Annotated in this window: 14 protein-coding genes, 1 pseudogene and 2 CRISPR repeat arrays; of the genes and pseudogenes, 3 read left to right on the top strand and 12 right to left on the bottom strand. The window is 65.4% G+C overall.

All coding sequences use genetic code 11. The annotated features are described in order from the left end of the window. The first annotated feature begins 612 nt into the window (after positions 1–612). A CRISPR array of direct repeats spans positions 613–1,245; the repeat unit is 32 nt; unit sequence GTTTCGACCCACGCCCCCGCGCAGGGGGCGAC. Between the two features lie 2 nt (positions 1,246–1,247). After that, positions 1,248–6,189: a CRISPR direct-repeat array (repeat unit 32 nt; unit sequence GTTTCGACCCACGCCCCCGCGCAGGGGGCGAC). Positions 6,190–6,393: 204 nt separating this feature from the next. The 8 genes and pseudogenes from cas2 to traA all read right to left on the bottom strand — a co-directional run bounded on the left by cas2 (position 6,394) and on the right by traA (position 17,935). After that, positions 6,394–6,684 carry a CRISPR-associated endonuclease Cas2 gene (gene cas2, locus FHW97_RS17480; RefSeq protein ID WP_168353065.1) on the bottom strand — a complete coding sequence of 97 codons (291 nt, stop codon included), beginning with the start codon at positions 6,682–6,684 and terminating at the stop codon, positions 6,394–6,396. 3 nt (positions 6,685–6,687) lie between these two features. After that, positions 6,688–7,728, bottom strand: a complete 1,041-nt coding sequence (gene cas1c / locus FHW97_RS17485) for a type I-C CRISPR-associated endonuclease Cas1c (protein WP_168353066.1) — start codon at positions 7,726–7,728, stop codon at positions 6,688–6,690. Positions 7,729–7,731: 3 nt separating this feature from the next. Beyond that, complete coding sequence (cas4, locus tag FHW97_RS17490; RefSeq protein WP_168353067.1) at positions 7,732–8,397, bottom strand: CRISPR-associated protein Cas4; 666 nt, start codon at positions 8,395–8,397, stop codon at positions 7,732–7,734. 221 nt (positions 8,398–8,618) lie between these two features. Beyond that, complete coding sequence (gene cas7c / locus FHW97_RS17495) at positions 8,619–9,539, bottom strand: type I-C CRISPR-associated protein Cas7/Csd2 (RefSeq protein WP_168353068.1); 921 nt, start codon at positions 9,537–9,539, stop codon at positions 8,619–8,621. After that, complete coding sequence (gene cas8c / locus FHW97_RS17500; protein WP_168353069.1) at positions 9,536–11,374, bottom strand: type I-C CRISPR-associated protein Cas8c/Csd1; 1,839 nt, start codon at positions 11,372–11,374, stop codon at positions 9,536–9,538. Before cas8c ends, cas7c begins: the two co-directional genes overlap by 4 nt. Then, positions 11,371–12,042: a type I-C CRISPR-associated protein Cas5c gene (gene cas5c / locus FHW97_RS17505; protein WP_168353070.1), complete on the bottom strand. Its 672-nt coding sequence runs from the start codon at positions 12,040–12,042 to the stop codon at positions 11,371–11,373. The genes cas8c and cas5c overlap by 4 nt, the downstream gene beginning before the upstream one ends. Positions 12,043–12,174: 132 nt before the next feature. Further along, the gene (locus FHW97_RS17510; protein ID WP_168353071.1) at positions 12,175–14,499 is read right to left on the bottom strand and encodes a CRISPR-associated endonuclease Cas3''; all 2,325 of its coding nucleotides are present in this window, start codon (positions 14,497–14,499) and stop codon (positions 12,175–12,177) included. Between the two features lie 455 nt (positions 14,500–14,954). Then, a pseudogene (gene traA, locus FHW97_RS17515) lies at positions 14,955–17,935 on the bottom strand (Ti-type conjugative transfer relaxase TraA). Between the two features lie 182 nt (positions 17,936–18,117). On the opposite strand from traA, the gene FHW97_RS17520 reads away from it, so the two are divergent. From FHW97_RS17520 to FHW97_RS17530, 3 genes are all read left to right on the top strand, one after another. Further along, a complete protein-coding gene (locus tag FHW97_RS17520; protein ID WP_168353073.1) occupies positions 18,118–18,450 on the top strand; it encodes a conjugal transfer protein TraD in 333 nt (110 codons plus the stop codon). Between the two features lie 16 nt (positions 18,451–18,466). Then, a complete protein-coding gene (locus FHW97_RS17525) occupies positions 18,467–18,682 on the top strand; it encodes a conjugal transfer protein TraD (RefSeq protein ID WP_168353074.1) in 216 nt (71 codons plus the stop codon). Positions 18,683–18,758: 76 nt separating this feature from the next. Beyond that, entirely contained in the window at positions 18,759–18,926 is a 168-nt protein-coding gene (locus FHW97_RS17530) for a DUF6771 family protein (RefSeq protein ID WP_168353075.1), read from the top strand. Between the two features lie 412 nt (positions 18,927–19,338). Here FHW97_RS17530 and FHW97_RS17535 read toward each other — a convergent pair whose 3' ends face one another. The 4 genes from FHW97_RS17535 to FHW97_RS17550 are packed head-to-tail and all read right to left on the bottom strand — an operon-like array spanning position 19,339 to position 22,015. After that, positions 19,339–19,797: a hypothetical protein gene (locus FHW97_RS17535; RefSeq protein ID WP_168353076.1), complete on the bottom strand. Its 459-nt coding sequence runs from the start codon at positions 19,795–19,797 to the stop codon at positions 19,339–19,341. A 60-nt stretch (positions 19,798–19,857) separates the two neighbouring features. Then, a complete protein-coding gene (locus tag FHW97_RS17540) occupies positions 19,858–20,787 on the bottom strand; it encodes a nucleotidyltransferase and HEPN domain-containing protein (protein WP_168353077.1) in 930 nt (309 codons plus the stop codon). Positions 20,788–20,846: 59 nt separating this feature from the next. Next, positions 20,847–21,122 (bottom strand): sigma factor-like helix-turn-helix DNA-binding protein, encoded by a 276-nt coding sequence (locus FHW97_RS17545; protein ID WP_168353078.1) that lies wholly within the window; start codon positions 21,120–21,122, stop codon positions 20,847–20,849. After that, complete coding sequence (locus tag FHW97_RS17550; protein WP_168353079.1) at positions 21,119–22,015, bottom strand: ArdC family protein; 897 nt, start codon at positions 22,013–22,015, stop codon at positions 21,119–21,121. Before FHW97_RS17550 ends, FHW97_RS17545 begins: the two co-directional genes overlap by 4 nt. Positions 22,016–22,183 lie beyond the last annotated feature (168 nt).

The following is a 22,183-nucleotide window of genomic DNA, read 5'->3' on the forward strand; positions in this document are numbered from 1 at the left end:
ACCCCGCTTACTCTGCACTGGCGTGTCTTGCGCGGGCATCAGCCGGGCTGCGTGAGCTGAACGCAGGAAGGCCCCGTGCCTTGTTTGGCCGGGGCTGTTGTGTGTTAGGCTGTGTTGAGAGATGGTTGCGGGGGCAGGATCTGGGTAGCAATTCAGAACCACTTAAACAATTAAATTTATTTGTAATTTTTATAGACAGTTTAGTGACACCCCTAATTGTACCCCCAATATTCCTTAGATCGATGTGACGCTCGAGATTCACGACGAACTGCTTGCGGTTGACAGTAAAAACAGGGCACCTCCGTTTCGCAGCGGCTTGATGCGATGCAGCAGTCGACGATATCAACGGGGTAGCAAAACCAATGGCGCCGGGCAGGCTCTTGGCTACTTGCTCCTATTACGGGTCAGTTTTCGTCGATGACCGCCTTGTTGCGCTCTGCCTCATCGGCAGTGGTGCGGCGACGACTGGCTGACTGCTCTACCCTGGTGTGGTTTTCAGCAGACGAACCGGTTTCGATTCGCGCCCCACACAAAAGACGACCGGTCAGCCGGTTGCGGCCACCTCCTTGACGAGCGACGGTGGTCGATCCCCTTACTAGCGCCACCCGAGGAGTTTCGACCCACGCCCCCGCGCAGGGGGCGACATGAAGGCCCTGCCCGGGCGCTGGCCTATGCGCAGTTTCGACCCACGCCCCCGCGCAGGGGGCGACGTGACGGTCAAGGTCGTCCCGCTGATCGAGCCTGTGTTTCGACCCACGCCCCCGCGCAGGGGGCGACGGCGCGCAGGCTGAGAAGGCTGCGCTGCCACTGCTCGTTTCGACCCACGCCCCCGCGCAGGGGGCGACCAGCCGGTCGGGATCGATCACCTCGACACAGGTCTGGTTTCGACCCACGCCCCCGCGCAGGGGGCGACGGCATCAGCCGGTTCGTTGCCGGCATCAAGCGCATGTTTCGACCCACGCCCCCGCGCAGGGGGCGACGCGAAATTGGCATGCAGGCGTTGATACTCCCGCGCGTTTCGACCCACGCCCCCGCGCAGGGGGCGACATTATGGCCGGCAAATTCGCTACGGTCTTGCAAATGTTTCGACCCACGCCCCCGCGCAGGGGGCGACTGATGATCGCCTGCGCAACCACGTCGAGGCGCTGGTTTCGACCCACGCCCCCGCGCAGGGGGCGACGTAGTCCTTGAGCACGACGAGACGCCGTTGCGGGTTTCGACCCACGCCCCCGCGCAGGGGGCGACGAGGCTCGCCAGGGCATTGTCGGTAGGGGGCGACACTTGCGGATGGTAAGCCCGCGATCGGGCGCGGTGTTTCGACCCACGCCCCCGCGCAGGGGGCGACCGCAGAACACTTCGGCCAGGCCACGCAGGATGTGGTTTCGACCCACGCCCCCGCGCAGGGGGCGACTGGGCTTGACGCCCTCGGGCTCAGCATCAGGCAGTTTCGACCCACGCCCCCGCGCAGGGGGCGACGCATCAGCGCACGTTTGGCGCGCGCCAGTCGCTCGTTTCGACCCACGCCCCCGCGCAGGGGGCGACCGGTCATGCTGCCTCGTTGGGCGTTTGAGGTGTGAGTTTCGACCCACGCCCCCGCGCAGGGGGCGACCCGAACCGGTGGAGGCCTAAATGCTCCACATCCCGTTTCGACCCACGCCCCCGCGCAGGGGGCGACGACTGAGCCCGAACGCTCGCCTGCATTGGGCGCAGTTTCGACCCACGCCCCCGCGCAGGGGGCGACACGACGATCAAGTGTGCAACTTCTCCGTTGCCGTTGTTTCGACCCACGCCCCCGCGCAGGGGGCGACACTTTGGCACGCGGCAGCGGACGAACCCATTTCTGTTTCGACCCACGCCCCCGCGCAGGGGGCGACAGCCACTCAGGCCGCGCGCACAACGCTGGCTGACGTTTCGACCCACGCCCCCGCGCAGGGGGCGACGTATCGTTCGGACCCGCATAACCCCGGATAGTAAGTTTCGACCCACGCCCCCGCGCAGGGGGCGACCTCCCCACCATTTCAAACGCCGCCACAAATTGCGTGTTTCGACCCACGCCCCCGCGCAGGGGGCGACCGGACGTGATACAAGGCGCCGTGCAATCGGATCAGTTTCGACCCACGCCCCCGCGCAGGGGGCGACCTTGCCAACTTTTCAGCAACCAGTTGAGTTGCAGTTTCGACCCACGCCCCCGCGCAGGGGGCGACGCCCTCACCCAATTATGCCGATCGTCGAAAATGGTTTCGACCCACGCCCCCGCGCAGGGGGCGACTGCGTGAGGGGATCAACCACGCCCGTGTTGAGCGTGTTTCGACCCACGCCCCCGCGCAGGGGGCGACCAATTGATGCTGCGGTTCGCGGCGTCTTGTCCGAAGTTTCGACCCACGCCCCCGCGCAGGGGGCGACGATTGATTTCGAGATCGTTCAGCCCCTGGCCACGTTTCGACCCACGCCCCCGCGCAGGGGGCGACACTTCCCCCAGCAGTGAGCGCTGCAACTCAATTTGTTTCGACCCACGCCCCCGCGCAGGGGGCGACGCCGGGCGCGGGGCGCGGCGGCAATCATGTGGCGGTTTCGACCCACGCCCCCGCGCAGGGGGCGACCCGGTAATCGTCAAGTCTTCCACCTGCACGCGGTAGTTTCGACCCACGCCCCCGCGCAGGGGGCGACTTGTTCTCGCTCCACTTGCGCAGCCTTTCGGGCGCGTTTCGACCCACGCCCCCGCGCAGGGGGCGACGATCCTGCTGGGCTGGGGGCTTTACGATGTACGAGTTTCGACCCACGCCCCCGCGCAGGGGGCGACCTCGCGCGGCGGCAGCGTCCACGATCCCGGACACGTTTCGACCCACGCCCCCGCGCAGGGGGCGACGCGGGTCGAACATATAGTTGGGCAACGCCTTGAAGTTTCGACCCACGCCCCCGCGCAGGGGGCGACACGACGACGACTATAGCGCGGTGATTGACGAGGTGTTTCGACCCACGCCCCCGCGCAGGGGGCGACACGAAGATGCCGACGGGGCGATTGCCATGCTCTATGTTTCGACCCACGCCCCCGCGCAGGGGGCGACGGGCCGTCTGGTGCGCGGCATGTCGCCAGGTCGCGGTTTCGACCCACGCCCCCGCGCAGGGGGCGACCGTCATGGTGGTGGTTTCGGGCGCTTCGTAATCGTTTCGACCCACGCCCCCGCGCAGGGGGCGACTCACCTGGGCAGACAACGGCAGCGTGTAGAACGGGTTTCGACCCACGCCCCCGCGCAGGGGGCGACCGTGCAGGTCGGCTATGTCGGCACCCAGTTCACCGTTTCGACCCACGCCCCCGCGCAGGGGGCGACGAGGGCGCCCACTTGCTGCACGCCGGATCCAGCGGGTTTCGACCCACGCCCCCGCGCAGGGGGCGACAAGTCGTAGCGTGGGAACGGCCAGCACGGCGTGACGTTTCGACCCACGCCCCCGCGCAGGGGGCGACTTACCCCGACTATTCCCACCTTTTTCCTGCACAGGTTTCGACCCACGCCCCCGCGCAGGGGGCGACATGGCGTCCCTCACACAGGCCTACGCGGAGCGGGAGTTTCGACCCACGCCCCCGCGCAGGGGGCGACTGCCTTCGTGGCATTCCTGATCGCCAACCCGACGATGTTTCGACCCACGCCCCCGCGCAGGGGGCGACAGCAGGGGGTCGGGGGTGCGGGTGTGAGCAACAGGTTTCGACCCACGCCCCCGCGCAGGGGGCGACCGCCCCGATCTGTGGCAGCGCATTGACGACGCGCTGTTTCGACCCACGCCCCCGCGCAGGGGGCGACCCGCGCAGACCAGGCCCGCGCAACACCACGCCGTGTTTCGACCCACGCCCCCGCGCAGGGGGCGACCGCCATCGCGCCGTATCCCTGCAATCACTGCGCGTGTTTCGACCCACGCCCCCGCGCAGGGGGCGACGCGCCGGCCGCCCCGCGATCACGCAGGACGCCAAGTTTCGACCCACGCCCCCGCGCAGGGGGCGACGGCGTCAGGCCAGACGTGATCGCGACGGTCTTGCCGTTTCGACCCACGCCCCCGCGCAGGGGGCGACTTTATCGAGACGTTGTTGTCCTCGTCGATTTCGATGTTTCGACCCACGCCCCCGCGCAGGGGGCGACTGAGCGCATCGTGGCCGACGCCCAAGCCAATGAAGTTTCGACCCACGCCCCCGCGCAGGGGGCGACGCTGCTCGAAATTCTCCACGCGCTGGGTAATCGCAGTTTCGACCCACGCCCCCGCGCAGGGGGCGACTCCAGGGTGATGACCGGATCGGCCCGCTTCTCCCAGTTTCGACCCACGCCCCCGCGCAGGGGGCGACACTCGATCACATCGCCGCGCATGCGCTGATCGTCGTTTCGACCCACGCCCCCGCGCAGGGGGCGACTCGAGAGGATGCCGCTAAACCGCATATTGTTCTTGTTTCGACCCACGCCCCCGCGCAGGGGGCGACGATGACGGCCAAACGCCGCCTTGTCCCTTTATCCGTTTCGACCCACGCCCCCGCGCAGGGGGCGACTGCCGCTTGCCGAAACGCAGCCCCATCAAAAGTGGTTTCGACCCACGCCCCCGCGCAGGGGGCGACAAGGTGACGCGCGCAGAACCTTTTGCCTCGCAAGTGTTTCGACCCACGCCCCCGCGCAGGGGGCGACGGCCACGTCGCCCAGCCAGCGGTCGGGCTGAAAGCTGTTTCGACCCACGCCCCCGCGCAGGGGGCGACAAAACGATAGGCCTGGTCTCCCCCAGTTATGTCGTGTTTCGACCCACGCCCCCGCGCAGGGGGCGACTGGCATCGTTTGGGCAATAGGCGCATTTGCCCTCGTTTCGACCCACGCCCCCGCGCAGGGGGCGACACCTTGGCCTCGATTCCGATGCTGCCCGACACCAGGTTTCGACCCACGCCCCCGCGCAGGGGGCGACGGGGTGGGGAAGGTTGCCCCAGCTCCCCCGCAACGTTTCGACCCACGCCCCCGCGCAGGGGGCGACCTCGCGCGGCGGCAGCGTCCACGATCCCGGACACGTTTCGACCCACGCCCCCGCGCAGGGGGCGACGGGGGTCGAACATATAGTTGGGCAACGCCTTGAAGTTTCGACCCACGCCCCCGCGCAGGGGGCGACACGACGACGACTATAGCGCGGTGATTGACGAGGTGTTTCGACCCACGCCCCCGCGCAGGGGGCGACACGAAGATGCCGACGGGGCGATTGCCATGCTCTATGTTTCGACCCACGCCCCCGCGCAGGGGGCGACGGGCCGTCTGGTGCGCGGCATGTCGCCAGGTCGCGGTTTCGACCCACGCCCCCGCGCAGGGGGCGACCGTCATGGTGGTGGTTTCGGGCGCTTCGTAATCGTTTCGACCCACGCCCCCGCGCAGGGGGCGACTCACCTGGGCAGACAACGGCAGCGTGTAGAACGGGTTTCGACCCACGCCCCCGCGCAGGGGGCGACCGTGCAGGTCGGCTATGTCGGCACCCAGTTCACCGTTTCGACCCACGCCCCCGCGCAGGGGGCGACGAGGCCGCCCACTTTCTGCACCCCGGATCCAGCCGGTTTCGACCCACGCCCCCGCGCAGGGGGCGACAAGTCGTAGCGTGGGAACGGCCAGCACGGCGTGACGTTTCGACCCACGCCCCCGCGCAGGGGGCGACACGCCCGCGACCTCTTCGGTGGCGGGCGGGTTGAGGTTTCGACCCACGCCCCCGCGCAGGGGGCGACGCCATGGGTGACTGGATCCACCGCCTGTGCGCCGTTTCGACCCACGCCCCCGCGCAGGGGGCGACTACCTGTCCGGTTTGCGGCGAGCGCCACATAGACGTTTCGACCCACGCCCCCGCGCAGGGGGCGACGGGGTGCAAGGCAAGGTTGTTAGGGTCAGGGGCTGTTTCGACCCACGCCCCCGCGCAGGGGGCGACCCACACGCCTGATTATGGCCCGTCTCACTGATGATGTTTCGACCCACGCCCCCGCGCAGGGGGCGACGACACAGCGCCGACGACGACGCCCAGGCCAGCAGGGTTTCGACCCACGCCCCCGCGCAGGGGGCGACCGCGCTTGGCGGCGTTCTGGCGGCGCTGGAGCCACGTTTCGACCCACGCCCCCGCGCAGGGGGCGACGGCTCGACTCCCACTCGCTGGCCGAGATCGTGGTGTTTCGACCCACGCCCCCGCGCAGGGGGCGACTGGGTTTGCGTTACACGATGACAAAGAACAGGAAAATGCCCGTGTTCCGCGAACCACTCGACCGCAGGAGCGTCGAAACAGCCTGCTACTGGCGGAAACCGGGCGCATTCCTATATTTCATGCAGTTACGCTTCCGCGAACATGCCAGTGTTTTGCGGGCAGCTAGAGGTTCGCGCCGATGCCCAAGCTTGTCCCGTCCGCCTTTCAAAACAGCAGCGGCCCATCCAGGTCGAGTGCTGGCTTGGCGCCGATATGTTCCACCCGGCGCTTGCCAGCCGCGCCGAGTTGGTAGAAGCGCAGGCTGTCTTTTTCCGGCGCGATTTCGCGGGCCAGCGCCGCTTTCAGACCAGCCCATTGCGCCGGGTTCACTTCGCATTCGAACACCGAATTCTGCACCCGCTGGCCAAAATCCTGGCATGCCTTGGCAACGCGGCGCAAGCGGCGCTTGCCGGCCGTGTCTTGGGTATTCACGTCATAGGTGATCAAAACCAGCATCGCCTATTTCCAGATGAAGGGCGGATAGCCATCCAGATCGCCGCGTAAGTGGCGGGCCAGCAATTGCGCCTGGACATGCGCGATCAGCCCGATCGACACGGCTTCGCCCAGGAAGGGGTGGCGCAATTCTTCCTTCTTGCGTTCCTGCCAGGCGACCAGCACGGCCTTGCGCGCATCGTCCGTCATGCGCACCGCGCCGCTTTCCTCCACGATGAAATCGCGCGGGGCGAGCTGGCGGCGATTGATCAGGCTGAGCGCCAGGCGATCGGCCAGAACCGGGCGTATCTCTTCCATCAGGTCGAGCGCCAGGCTGGCCCGCCCCGGACGATCGGCATGGAGCAGGCCGACTTGCGGATCGAGCCCCACGCCTTCCAGCGCCGATCGGCAATCGTGCCCCAGCATTGCGTAGAGGAACGAGAGCAAGGCATTGACCCGGTCAAGTGGTGGCCGGCGCGAACGGCCGGTGAAGGCAAAGGCCGGATCGTCGTGGCGGATCAGATGCGGCAGGGCGGCGAAATAGATTCGCGCGCAATCCCCTTCCACCCCACGCAATTCGGCCACGTCGGCCGCCGCCAGCGTGCGCCGAGCGGCGTGGGACAGTTGCAGGGCAGCGGCCTGAAGCGCGTCCCTGGCCGGTGCCGAAGCCGTTGTCCCATGGTCGCGCAGGGCCCGCATGATCACGGTGCGCTGGTTGGCGGCCTTGCCCGCCACGATCCCTCGCACCACCGGCAAGGCACGCGCCGGATCATCCGCGATCCGGTATTGCGCCCGCCGCAGCAGGACGTTGCCGCTGCGCTGCCCCTCCACCCGCGCCAGGAAACGCCCGTTGGGCTGAAGAAACGACAGCGCGATGCCCTTTTCCGCGCAAGCCGCCATGGCGCCGGGCGAAACCCCGGCGCGGTTGAAGCACACCAGCCCTTCCACCATGTGCAGCGGCACGCGGCCCTTCTCTGCCCCGTCGATCTCGATCACGAGATTCTCGCGGTCCTTGCGCAGCCAGGCATCCTCGCTGGTGACATAGATCGTGTTGAGCAGCCGTCGCATGGTTCACTCCTGACCCAGGCTGGTGTTGATCTGCGCCGCCAGCCACGCGGCAACCTTGCGCGGCTTTTCCAGGGCATTCGGCGCGCACAGATCCTGCAACGAGCACTTGCGGCATCCGGGTTGAAGATGCGGCGGCGGGGTTATGCCCGCATCGATCATGGTCTGCGCCTGGCGCGCCACATCGGCGGTCAGGGCGCGCAGGTCTGGATCGAAATCCACCACCAGGCGCCGCCGGGTCTCGCCATAGAACAAGGCGCCTTCGGGCACCGGGCGGCCGAGCATTTCCTCAAGGCAGATGGCCTGGGCGCAAAGCTGCACTTCATCGGCGCGATGGGCTTTGGGGCGGCCGCGCTTGTATTCCACCGGGAAAATCGCCGCATCCGGCCCCGTGCCGTGAAACTCCACCGCATCGGCCTTGCCCGCCACGCCCAGCGCGAACGAGCGGATCGCCAGCCCGCGTACCGTGCGCACGCCGGCGCGCCGGTCTGGCCCACCGCTGTCCACGCGCTCGTGCATCAGTCGCCCTTCCGCCGTGGCGCCGTCCTCCGCCCACATCTGCTCCACATGGATCAGCGCGCATTGGCGCGGGCAGAACAGATAGTGCTGCAAGGCCGAAAGCGGTATCAGGCGGTCTTCCGCCGCCGGATCAAGCCGAGCGTTGACTCCCATCATCCCCTTCCTTATAGCTCCCCCACGAGGGCGGAACAGGGCAGCAAAATGCACAAGCGAGCTTGGAGGCTGAGCATCTCGATCGGAAGCTTTGTTGTAAAAGTGGAGTGGGAACCTCCATAGCTTCTCTTGTCGCCCACGATTTGTGGGTGTGGATTGAAATCTTATTGCTCCTTTGAAAGAGCTTATGGGCTCCGGATCATTGATCCGAAGCCCATTTTTCACCGCTCGATGATTTCCACGCCCTGCGGCAGATCGGCGCGATCGATCGACACGCGATAGTCGGACCAGTGGCGCGCGGGCGGCAAGTTTCCGGTGCCCTCGCTGCCGATCACATAAGGCTGCCCCTGATAGATCCGTTCCACGCTCACCCGGTCGAACAGGCTTTGCGCACGGGCATTGCCCAGGGCGCTGTCGTGGCGGAACAAGATCAGCTTGCGCGTGGCCATTTCCCCGCGCGCGGCAGAGCGATCATGGTCGAACATCTGGTCGAGCGCCTGCCACAGCAATTCGAGGTCATCCTCGGAAAAGCCCGTGCCCTTGCTGGGGTGCGAAGCCAGGGGCGCCGAGACATAGCCATGCGCGCGATAGAGGCCATAGGGCACGATATGCTTGCGCCCCATGGTGCGTCCGCCCTTGGCCTCGGCATCGGCCTCGGTCGTGGCGGCCATGCGCGTGATCGACACTTCCAGCGGCAGGATCGGCTCCACCGAGCGCGCGAACGAAAACTGCACCGGCCCGCGCACCTGCCCGGCATTAACCCCGGTGGACATGACCGCGCCGAACGTGCGGATATCCCAGAAATTGGCGCACATCCATTGCGTCAATGCCCGCGCCTTTGCCTCTTCCTTGGGCAGCTTCTTCTTCTCGTCTGCCTTGGTTACCTCGGGCATGACCGCCTTCCACGCTTCATCATGGTGCAGATTGAGCGTCGATCCTTCGGTCATGTAGATCCGATTGCCAGAGGCTAGCGCCACATAGTTGCGCACCTTGCGCTTAAGCGCCACGTCCGACACCAGCCCCTGGTTGGTTTCCGGATCGAGCCGGGGCATGTTCCCGGCATCGGGATCGCCATTGGGATTGCCGTTCGTCACATCGAAGAACAGGACGAATTCATAGCGGTTGGTAACGGGTGTGCTCATCCTTCATCCCCCTCTTCGCCGGCAGCGGAGTCCGCGTCCGCTAGGCTGATTTCCTCGCCCTTGTCGCTCTTCAGCTTGGCGCTGCGCTGGTGGTAATAGCCGATGGCGAATTCGGCCTGGTCCTCCAGCCGCAGCGACCGGGGCAGGCTGTGCGGCTGGGCGGGTTCAATCTGATTGATGATCGCGTTCAGTTCCTGCTCGATCAGATAGGCCCAGCCCGCCGATTTGGGCGTCTTGCGCGCCTTGGACAGGTGGTTTTGGCCATGGGCGATCACCATCGGAAACACCGTGGCGGGCGTGGCGGCGGCGCTGGCGAAATACTTGTCGCGCATCGTCGCCTTGACCCCGCGCCCCAGCGCGGCGACTTGCGCCAGTTCATAGACGGCAAACAATCGGCCCAACAGATAGCCGATGTTGCGATGCTCTCGATCGAGCGCCACAGGCACTTCTCCTTTTGCGGAAATGGCACGATGGGGGTGGGATAAGCGCCGCGCGCGGACGAGGACGGCCCGAAGCACGGCCGCGTGCCAGCCGATGTTGGCCGCCTCCCCAGCGCGCAGCCGCGTGATCACCGCGGCAAGCAGGCTTTGCGGATAGCGCGTGCCAGTCAGCACCGCGCGCATGACTTCGCCGGCCAGGAGGGGCGGGATATTCTCGAACTTGCTCTGCAAGGCGGTGGTCTGCGCCAGCAAGCGGTTGACAGCCGGCGCCCCGTTCCAGCCATGGGGCAAGGGTTCGATCCGTAGGTCAGCAAAATGCCGAGCGAGGTTTTCGGCAAAGAACGAAAAATCGTCGGCCAACCAAAACCGCACAGACAGCCGCGCGGCATTCGGCGACAGGCCCAGCACATGGAACCGGGTGCCTTCCAACAGTTCGGGGCGCAATTCGGCTATGGCGCGTCCCTGGGCAACAGCGGCCATTGTCCTGCCGATCTTCTCGGCCTCTACGGCATCCTCGGGCGGATCGAGCGCACCGCCGAATAGCGTTTCGGCATCCTCGGCCACCCTTGCATCGCTGGCATCGGCCCAGAACACCACGGTGGCATCGCCGATCGGGCGCTTGACCCGGTTGGGGCCATCGCGCGTGAGCAAGTGGTTTAGCGCGGTGCCATAGCGGAACGCCGCCGCCTCGCTGGTCGGCGCATTGGCCCCTTGGTCCTTGCCCATCGACGTGAAGGCATCAAGATTGAACGAGACGAGCGACGCACCAGCGGTTTGCGCGCCCTCCACGCCTTTGATGGTGGGGTGCAGCCGGGCCAGCGCGCCCTGCTCGCCTGTGACGAGGCAGACAATGCCGTCCCCCTCGTCAGCCGCTGCCGCACCGGTGCCCACTAAGGCCCGCGCCGCCGGGCGCTGATGGATGTAATCCGTGTCATCCTGCAAGCGGAACAACACGTTGGCATCCAGCATACCGGCCTTGAACGGCGCAGCATCAAACCGCTCGGGCGTCCACCGCTCCAGAAAGCGCAGCAGCGCCACCAGGCCTTCGTCCGTCTGCTCGGTCAGTCGTTCGCGGTGATGCTGCACGAACGCAGCGTGTTCCTGCGCGGTGCGCTTGCCCTCCCCCGCCGTGCAGCCCAAGACATAGGCGGTCTTGTCCCACAGGAAATTGGGCGCGATGCCTACCGTGCGCTTGATCGCGGCGGGTACCGAATGCAGCGTCGGTCGCGCTTTCTTGCCCGAAACGTCGTGAAGATCGTAAACATCCACCGGCTCGCCATCGGCATCGATCACGATGCACCAGCCGAATTTTTCCGCGCTCCACCCCGGTGCCGTCACCAGGTTGCGGGCGGCCAGGCGATGGTAATAGCCATCCAGCGCCTGAAGCATGGTCATCGCGCCGATCCTTCTGCCAGGCAGGCGTTCACGTCGATCACGCCATCGCGCATCATCGCGCGGTAAAAGCGCGAGGTGTTGCCGTGGTCGAAATCGATATCGTGCAGCATCCAGCCGAAGTCCTGATCCCGCTTGTCCGACGCCAGTTCGCACACCGGCAAAGCGCCCCCCTCAGGCACCAGCGCAAAGTCTGCCGCGAATTCGCGCGTGCCCAAGCACGGGCGGTGAAAGCACTGCCCCTGCTCGGCCCGGCGGTTGAACATGGAGATGTGCTTGGCCGCGCTGTCTTCCGGCCCGGCGCGGTCGGTGAGGGTGAAATGCGCCTCGATCACATAGGCCACATCGATCAGCGCCAGCGTGGCGCGCTGCTGGCGGTTTTCATCCACGGCCAGGCCCAGCCCCTGCGTGGTGCCCCGCTCCATCGCGCTGGCGGCGTTGCGGGCGCTGATCTTGGCGCCCACCTCGTTGCGCCGGAACGACTGGAACCGGATCGGTCGCAGCACGTGAATGCGATCGACATGCCAGCGGATCGCCGGCTTCCAGTGTATGGCTTCGAGAATGCCGCGCGCCGCCGAAGGGGTGATCACGTCATAGCTGACACGCTCAACCTTGAGTTCCGGGCGCGTGAAACAGGCCCGCTCGCCCCAGACATGCAGCCGAATTCCCATGTGCCCCCTTCGCGCCGGAATATCTTCATTTTGAAGATGACAGAGCGACTATACCCATCCCATCAATGCAACCAAATGACTTGATTGGATATAGTTGAATTTTAGGCCTGATAAAACATCCATTTTGGAACTTTACATGATATTCACCTCTGCATCCCGCCAGGTCGGATCATCCAGCCGCAGCCCTGTGTGCTCATCATCATAAAGCGCGCGGTTTTCCAGCACGGCAAAGCGGTCGCCATAGTCTTCCGGCCGGATGCATTGCACCGCGCCCAGCGCGATCATAGCGGCTCGAACTCGCGCGGGAACAGGCACGACATATTGCTGCAACAACCGCGACACGCCCGCTGGGGGCACCGGAGCATGATAGAGGGAGTCAACAGCCTGCTTGGCAGCATCATCGAACCGAACGATGATGGGGTCCATCGCATCGTCGATCATGCGAAAGGCCCGGGCTACATCAGCAAATGGCCAAGTCTGCCCACGCCCGCCCAGCCGGAGCTTTTCGACAATGGGATACGCGGCCCCATCCAGCAGCGCGGCATCAAGCGCAGCATGGCCCTTCCGAAAATACAGTTCCTCGTAATAGGCGCGCACCGCATCAAGGCCGAGCGGATCGTCCGGCCCCCGGCGCAGCACCATGCGCGCCGGGGCATAGAATGCCTCGATCATCCGGGGCGTGGCATGGTCAGCGGATTCGAACAGCACCACTTTGCCGAACGCTTCGCCCAAAGCGCCCAGTTCGCCGCTGCGGTTGCAGCGGCCGGCGGCCTGCGCCACGCTGAACAGCCCGGCTGCCCCGCGCCACACTTCGGGAAAGCTGATGTCCACCCCTGCCTCGATCAGACTGGTCGAAACCAGCCGCACCGGCTTGCCCAGCCGCAAATCCTCGCGCAGACGGGCCAGCACTTTCCGCCGATGGCGCGCACACATCAGCGTGGTCAGGTGCGCGGCCCCCTCCTGCTCTTCCGCGCGCAAGCGGGCGAACAGGGCCTGCGCATGGGCGCGGCTGTTGACCACGCAGAGCATCTGCGGCGCCTGGGCAAAGCGGGCGGCGATTTCCTCGTCGGCCACGGGAGCCTGGCGCCAGTCCACCGCCACGCGGCGCAAGCGGCGATAGAGATCGGCCGGATCGGGCGCGAGTTCGCGGTCTTCGGGAATATCCAGGCCATCAAGGGATTTATCGTCGCGCAACGGCAAAGCGCCATCCTGCACCCGCAACGCAGGCTGCGTGGCCGTGCACAGGATCACGCTGGCACCATAATTGCGGGCCAGTTCCTCGATCGCGGCCATGCACGGGCGCAACAGATGAACGGGGATGGATTGCGCCTCGTCCAGCACGATCACGCTGTGGGCCAGATTGTGCAGCTTGCGCGCCTGGCTGGTGCGCGCGGCAAACAGGCTTTCAAAGAACTGCACCGCCGTGGTCACCACCACCGGCGCATCCCAGTTTTCCGCGTCCAGGCGCAACTTGGCGAGGCCGCCCGCGCCTTCGCCGTCCTCGTCATCGCTGGGCGGGCGGCGCTGGTCCCAGTCGAAGCTGGCGTGATGCTCAAGCACGGCATCGCCAAGGCCCACGTCATCGCGAAAGATCGCGGCGGTCTGCTCGATGATCGAGGTGAAGGGAATGACATAAACGATCCGGCGCAGACCATGCCGCGCGGCATGCTCCATGGCAAAGCTGAGCGAGGTGAGCGTCTTGCCGCCGCCGGTCGGCACGGTCAGGGTAAACAGGCCTGGCGCCAGTTCGGCCTTGGCATTGGCATGGTCGAGAATGCGCGAGCGCAGCCGGTTGACTTCGCTATCGTCGCGGCGATGCCCGGCCAGATAGGCGCGCAGCGTGGCGAGATGCGCCGGTTGCAAGCACCCGCCCCGCTGCGGCGGTTGGCCATTGGCGTAAAAGGCCTCTGTTTCCAGAAAGTCGGCATCGACCAGGCTGGAAAACAGCATGCGCGCCAGAAACGGGGCGGAAAACCCCTTGTCGATGCCGTTCTCGCGCGGCGCCACGAATGACTGCTTCAGTTCCTCGGCAGAGGGCAAGCCGATAATGTGATCCTGCCAGCCAGCGTAATTCTCAACTGTCTTGGCGAGCCGGGTGGATAAGGTTACCCCTTCATATCCGCTGCCATTCATCAGCCCGGCGTGATGGCCGGCAATCCCGAACGCGAGCAACCGCCCATAGGCAGGCCCGTATAGCGCGCATGCCTGCTGCGCGCCGGCCGTGCTGTGATCCGGACCTTTGGCCCCACCCGCATCGGCAGGCCGCCGGATATAGGCCTGATAGGCCGCCGAAGACTTGCCGATGTCATGTAGCAATCCCATGGCCCGGGCCAAGACGCCGCCGCCAAACCACGCCGCGAAACGCTCGGCTCGCTGTCCGACGGCCGAGAGATGATGCTCCAGAGGCTCCCAGTTTGCATCTGGCTCGCCCTGTCTCGAATGCGCGTAAGTGGTCAACGTTTTAACCTCAGATCCCGATCCGAAATTCGCATAGTGATACCAGTACGTTGCAGTTCAGGCTCGGCTTGCCAAATGTGGGAATGAACCGTGGCATAAGCTGATGCCATTCGGCTCTAGCCTGGTCGTCGAGATCCGCGTCATCCCAGCGATACAGATCTACGACAGTTTTGCGTCCTCACCAAGCCACCTTAACTTCAAAAGACGAGCACTCTGAGCCCGTTCAAGTGTGGATGGCGCTACTCGGATTCCGGGATCTGCTGATTCTCCTTTAAGAAGGTATTTTTACTCATGTAGCGGAACGGGCATCGGGGCCTCAGAATAATTCTGCTTTGAAATTTTTAAAAAACGACTCAACTTAGCTTCCTCATTACAAGTACAGGAATTCTCCTCGAACGCGACTTCGGGACGGTCGAGGCCGACCTGGGCGTTTGCGTGGTTGGCAGAATTGTCGGTCATAGCCCCATCCCCCGATCACGCCCACGGTCAAGCGAGTGGGTCAGTTGCTGGGCGATCGACCTGGTCCGAGCGGCCTCGCTGATGTCATGGCCACTGACGCCTGGCGACCATTCCCGCGACCATTGCCTGCCGATCAGCTGGTTCCCGCGCTTGCTGAGGGCATTGCCCAGTTCATGGTCCTTCTCCAGGCCCTTGGCCATGGCGCGCATCTGGCCTTCCACCTGCTGGCGCGCCTCGTGGTTGCTGCTGCCGGTGAGACGGCCGCGCTGGTCCTGCAACTGCTGCCAGGACTGAACGAAGCGATCGGCGCGCAGTTCGGGATTGGCGCGAATCTCGGCTTCGAGCTGCATGGCGCGAACGGCACTGCCGGTGCGGCCGACGAGGCCTCGACCATGAGGCTCGGATTACGCTGGAAGGCCGTGTCGAGATCGCGCGCACTGCCGCCGTGCAGTGCATCCAGCGCCTGGGCGGCGCGGACCTGCGCGGTCTTCTGGTATTCGAGCGCGGGGAGCTGCTGTCTGGTCATGCGGTCGATCTCCGCCGTGGCGCGGGCATAGCGCTCGACCGCCTGCTCGAGGCTGGGCTTCGGATCGATCTGCTGCGCTGCTGCCAGGGCCGGCTTCGTTGGATCGCGCTGTGCCTGCTGGTCCTGGGCAAGCGGCCTGGCAAAACTGGGCACGCTGAGCCGCAGCCCGGCAAAGCGACCCTGCTTGCGTTCGGCTTGCTCCGTGCTGGCGGGTGGCTGTAGCGCCGGCTCGGCTTTGCGTGCTCGTTGTTCTTGTTCCTTGCCGGCATAATCCCGCACCATGTCCTTGGACCGGTCGCGCGACAGCAGCGCGGCCAGCCGCTCGCGATAAGCAAAGTCGGTCCTGGCGTAATGGAGCTCGACATGATCACGATGCCGCGAGAGCGCGACATAGGCGCCATGGCGATCGAGCCCTGGCGTGGCCAGGACATGGACCCGGTCAAGCGTGGCCCCTTGCGCCTTGTGCACCGTGGCCGCGTAGCCGTGGGTGAGGTCAGCATAGTCCTTGTGGTCGAACGCCACGGCGCGGCCATCGTCGAGCCGCACCGCCATGCCGGTGCGATCAACCCGCTCGATGGTGCCCAACATGCCATTCTTCACACCCAGTTCGCGTTCGTTGCGCAGGAACATGATGCGGTCCTGCTCGGCAAACAAGCGCGTGCCACGGGTGGTCTCGACCGCGACATCGGTACCCAGCGTGCCATGATCGCGCAGGCGGTCCCGGGCCTGCGCATTCAGTTCATCGCATTCTGCATTGGTATGGGTGAGAATAAGCCGGCTGGCCTCGGGATGGGCCTGCCGATCGGCATCCCAGCGCTCGATCAGCGCATCGCGCGCCGATTCGCGGGTGCGTGATTCCACCACCAGACCGGCGGCGTGATAGGCTTCGATCGCCTCACCAGTTCTTCCGGTTGCCAGCTGCCGCGTGGCATCGCGCTGCCATTCCTCGGCCTGCCGCCGCACTTCGGTGATCTCGACGGCGCCATGCCGCTCGGCCAAGCTACGGAAGGCCGCGCCGGCTTCGATGGCCTGGAGTTGCTGAGGATCGCCGACCAGCACGACCTTGGCGCCCTGTTGCTGGGCCGTGCTGATCACACGTTCCATCTGGCGCGTGCCGATCATCCCGGCTTCGTCGATCACCAGGATAGAATTGGGTTCAAGGGTCTCGCGTCCCTGCGCCCACTGGTGCTCGAGACTGGCAATGGTGCGCGAGGCAATGCCCGAGCCGTTTTCCAGGTTCTCGGCGGCAATACCGGAGAGGGCAATGCCACGTACATCGTAGCCGGCTTTCTCCCAGGCCTCGCGCGCAACGCCCAGCATCGCGCTTTTGCCGGTGCCGGCATAGCCGATCACGTTGGCAATACCGCTACCGCCGGTGACATGCTTGAGCGCATGGTGCTGCTCGACCGACAGCACCAGGCCGCGCGCTTCAGCGCGATCCAGCGCGGCATTCAGATGACGCGCCGGCACGCCATGATAGCGCTCAGCGTCGAGCCTCGCCGTGGCCACCTCGAGCCGCTGTTCGGTCTCGAGCATGGCGCGCGAAGTGAAGCGCTCCTCGCCGCGTCCATCTGGCCCCAAGCGCACCAGATCGGGCGAGCCCCGCACCGCCGCCAGCACGGCGTCGAACTGGTCTTTGCCCTCGCTGTGCCGGTGCACGAACTTGGCGAGATCGCGATCGGTAAACGTGGCCTGTTGGTGGGTGATGGCATCGAGCGCGATGCCGGGGTTTTCGAGGATCTTCTCGCCATTGCTCCTGGCGATGGCAAAATGCTCTTCCAGCCGCTCGCGCACCAGGCCTTCCTGCGCCATGCGCGCAGCGGCCGGGCCGATCTTGTTCTGCGGCTCCAGGTCGATGCCCTGCGCCTCCAGACTCCGGTGATCGATCCGCGCGTCGATATCGAGCTGGGCCAGCCGTTCGTTGACGTGTTCGGCCCAGGCTTCGCGCCAGTGGGTCAAGAGCTCGGTCTTGTTCCACTCGCGCACCTTGGCGCCGAAGCCATCCGATCCAACTTCGCGCATCGACAGCATCACATGGGCATGCGGCTTGGCGAGGCCGTCCGGTCCGACATCCCAGTGCACATTGAGATCGGCAACCATGCCCCGGTCGACAAACTCCTTTTGCACAAAGTTCCGCGCCAGCGCGATGCCATCGGCCTGGCTCATCTCGCGGGGAATGGCGAACTCGATCTCGCGCGCCAGTTGCGCGTCCTTGCGCACTTCCACCGCTTCGACGTCGTTCCACAGCTTCGCCCGGTCGCGCCATTCCTCGGGCGCGCCGTCGGGCAGCATGACTTCGCTGTGCACGACGCCGGTCTTGTTGGAGAAATCGTGGTGCCGATCGAGCCGCGCATCATAGAGCCGATCGGCCGAGCGATAGGCAGCGGCGGCCACGGCGCTCGAGCCGCCACCGCGCGAAACAACTTTGGCCGAGAAGTGGTAGATCGCCATGGCGACACACCAGATACGCCTAAAAGCGCACGTCGGCACGACGTATAAGCGCGCCCTCAAAAGATTTCATCATTCTCGGGACGGCGGAATCCCATGAGGTTTCAGGGAATTGGCATTGATCGTCAAGACCGATAACTGGAGGGCCTCGCGGTGCAACAGATCGCCGTCACAGGACACCAGACATGCGCAAGCCCCGCAACTATGACGAGGACCTCAAGGCGCTCACGGCCAAGGCCAAGCAACTCAAGGCTCGCAAGCAGAGCCAGCTTGGCGAACTGGTCGAGGCGACCGGCGCCGACAACCTCACCATCGAGGAACTGGCCGGCGCGCTGCTGTCGATCGCCGCCATCACTGATCCGCAACGACGGGAGGCATGGCGCAAACGCGGCGCCGCGTTCTTTTCTGGCGAGCGGGCCGAACAGGCGACTGGCCAACGCGCTGGTGGCAACGCGCAACCAGCAGCGCCGCACGACCAGCGCCCACCATCGCCTGACCCTGAAACAGGCGCGACATGACACAAGGGCGTGGCAGATGAAGCGCCGCGAGCGCACGCGGCAATTAATTGAGCTGGGCGGGCTGATCGCCAAGGCGGGCCTCGTCGAACTGACCGATGATGATCGCGCCGTCATCTTCGGCCTGCTGGTCGAGGCAGCGGCGAAGCTGCGAACCGACGAGACCGGCAACCAACTGACGCTGTGGCGGCGGCGCGGACAGCGGGCGTTTGCCGATACCGAGAACCAAGACTGAGCAGCCGGCAACGCGCGTTCCACAACCCGTCTCCAGCGCATTGCCCCGCGCCAGCCGCGTCGCCATAGGGACATGCATGGACGACAAGACCAAGACCCGCATTCTCGGCGTGATCGAACGCGCACCGCAGTGGCTTCGCAACGATCTGGCGGCCAAGGATCCGGCGGCACGCGCCCGCGCAGAAGAAGCGCTGGCCGCAATGCTGGTCGATGCAATCGGAGTAAGTCAGGCGGCGGACGACTGAATAGCAGCGCCAACCAAGCAGCCACCCCGCATCGGCACATCCTATAAGGCAGCGACGGTGGCGGCGGATAGCAGTGCTGACGACCGCACGGCTTGCTGAATGTCAGCCCGAGATCAGGCAGAACCTCGCCCGCTCAAATCACCATCACGTACCGTAACTCTTCGCCGACTTATAAAGGGGCGTCGAACCAATTCTGATCAACAGACAAGACGGGCATATGGGACGTCGTCATTCGATTGGGCGTTAAATGGATTGCTGTAATAGACAGCTCGGCAAGCCTCTTCCCGGTATCGCCATTTCGGAGGAAACCAATTCACAGACGCGCACGATCTGCTATAGCTTTTGCTGTACCGGCAGTCACAGGTTACGCGACACGTCTTGTGACTGCCGGTGCAACTGCGGACGGCAGGCCTCACGCAGAAAGCGCAGCGAGACGAGCTGCCCGTGCGAGGTCCTTGGGGCGGCCGAACGACTGCAAGATACTCCCCAGCTCGGCGCGATCGGGAACGAACAAAGTCTTGCCGTCCAACGCGATCCGCTGGCACGTTGCCGGAACGATGGCGCGCCAGCGACCACCCTGGCAGTGATGGAAGCCGGCCATGAATTCAACCGGCAGTGGCGGCTCGCGCCACGTTGCAAAAATGGTCGAGCGGAATTCGGCATGATGAGAGCCCTGATGCAGGGCAAGTCCCAACGTGGGTATTATGCGCCGTGCATCGCGAAGACTGAGAAGGACATCGACGTCCCCGACAGGCCCGGGATCGGCGCCATGCAACGCGACCGCCGCACTCGCGATAATCCACCAGGGATCCTGGGCGTTCTCCATGACATCCGCCACCGCTTCGAGTGACGCGACAAGGGCCTGCTCCATCGTTCACCCCGCTTGTTTAGATGCGCCCGCAACAAGACCGCCGATTTCAAATGCCGGCCGCTAGCCCGCCTGCCGCGCCGTCGCCTCCAACTGGGCGATGCGTTCCGAACAGATGGCGTGAACCACGCGGCCGAGTTCCTCGACCTGCTCGCCCAGCCAAGCCAGTTCCTCTTCGGTGATCCGGTAGTGCTTGGAATAGCGTGCCTTGACGTAGGCTTCCTTGAGTTTCTCGAACATCGCCCGCTGCTTGCGGTTGTCGCTGGGCCAGACGTGGACAAGCCGGACGTCCAGCCGCTCGGCCTGGGTGCGCAGGAACGCCAGATTGTGGACGTGCGGGGTGTAGAAGGTCACAACCAGCAGAACCGTATGATAAAGACGTTCAGTCGCTTGATGCAGCTGGAACGCGGCGTTGTTAACGCGCTGCTGCTCAAGATTGAACCTGAAGTTATCGAAAAACTCGCCGCCCGTTGGGTACCACTCCTCAAAATACTCCTGGGCCATGGCTAGCGCCGCATGCGGCGTCTTGGGCTTGGGCTGATGCAATTCGGTATCATCGCTCTGGTAGAGCGCGATGCCATCGCGGGCCACGTCCATGAAGAAGTAGCGCCCATGGGCCAGCCCATCGTTCACCTCCTGCAGGGTGTGGACGATGAAGTTGACCGGCGTCTTGATCGTGCCGGCAATGCCGTACTCGCGCATCAGCCGGTCATCGACCTTGGCCCAGTACTTGACCCGGTCGGTCAGCCGCTTGTCGTTGACGATGATCAGCAGGTCATAGTCCGACTGGTAGCCCTTGGCGGTGTGCGGCTCGTCGACCCAGCCGCCGCGCGCGTAGCTGCCGTAGAGAATGACCTTGAGAATGCGGCCCTTCTTCTTCCACTCGTGCGAAGCCAGGGCCAGCGCGTCCTCGAATTCCTCGAAGACGATCTGCACCACGCGTTCCAGCTCGCGCTGCTTGTTGGCGGGAAGATGGTCGAGATCGCTGCGCATGACGTGGCACCCTGTCGCGATGGCCGCCCGATGGCAAGTCATCGGGCGGCCTGAATTTTTCACCATGGCCACCAGCGCTGCCACCAGTGCCCATAGACCGCGCGGGCCAGCGTGGAGAGGGCCTTGGCCAGCTCGGCCTGCACCGCCTCGACACTGATGCCATGGCGCGTGGCCAGTTCGGCATAGCTGGCGCCCTCGAAGCGCACGGCTCGGGAAATATCCCGCTGCCGCTTGGTCATCCGACGCAGACCGCGTTGCCCTCGGCGCCAGAACGCGCGCGGCGACAGGGTCGGCAGGACGGGCGTGCCCCATTCTGGCGGGAGAGGCCGGCTCATGGCCGGTCCTCCCCACAGGCCAGGAGGAAGTCGGCCGCCTTGCTGGCCGCACTGGCAGCCCGGAAGATCGCCTTCTCGTCGGCGCACAGCACTTCCAGCCATGCGCCAATATAGTCGGCGTGCCGCACGGTCGGCACAATGCCCAGCGCCGCGCAGGCAAAGGCACTGGCCATTTCCGCGACAAGTTCCTCTTTTGCGTAGGACGCGGAACCGAACTCGCCGGTCTGGTCCCGATCCAGCCGACTCTTGTGGCCTGTCGCGTGACCGAGTTCGTGCAATGCCGTGCGGAACCAGTTGATCGGCTCGAGGAAGGCAGCCTGGGGCGGCACCTGCACCACGTCATGCGTGGGGGAATAGAACGCCTCCCCGCCACCGATGCGAAAGGTTACCCCGCTGTTCTGGATCACGCGATCCGTGCCGGCAATCGCCAGCTCGGGCGCGATCGGCGCCACCGGGGCAATCATATCGTCGGGCAAGCCCTCGCACTGGTCGAGGTTGAACACGGTAAAGCGCTTGAGAAAGGCCACCGTGCGCGCTTCGCGGTCTTCGTCCCTGGCCTTGGCGGCTTCCTCGCGCGGGGTGAAGCGATCGGCATAGCAGACCACCGTGCCCTTCTCGCCGCGCCGGACATGGCCCCCGGCCGCTTCGGCCTGGCGATAGGTCAGCCAGCGCTGCGAGGAAAAGCCCTGCTCAATGGCAGAGGTCCAGAGAATGAGAATGTTTATGCCTGAATAGGTCCGGCCCGAACCGGCATTGTGGGGCAGCGTGCAAGGACAGCGGCTGGCGTCCCACGGCTGCACCCAGGGCAGGCGCCCGGCTTCGAGTTCGGCAATGATGCGGTAGGTCACCTCGACATAGAGGGACTGGCGTTCGCTCGTGTTCACGGTGCTCATGATCTTCAAGCTCCTTAAACCGCCATGGCCCGGCGCCGGGGTGGCGGGGGGCGGCAGGAGCGGACCAAGAGCCCCGCATCAGGCGGCGGGGTGCACCGAAGGGCGCAACAGCGTGGAGCACCCGGAGCCGCGCAGCGGGCCGGGTTGCACCCCGTCGCGGCGGGGCTA

The organism is Novosphingobium sp. SG754, assembly GCF_013149315.1.
In the GTDB taxonomy this organism is placed as follows: Bacteria; Pseudomonadota; Alphaproteobacteria; order Sphingomonadales; family Sphingomonadaceae; genus Novosphingobium; species Novosphingobium capsulatum.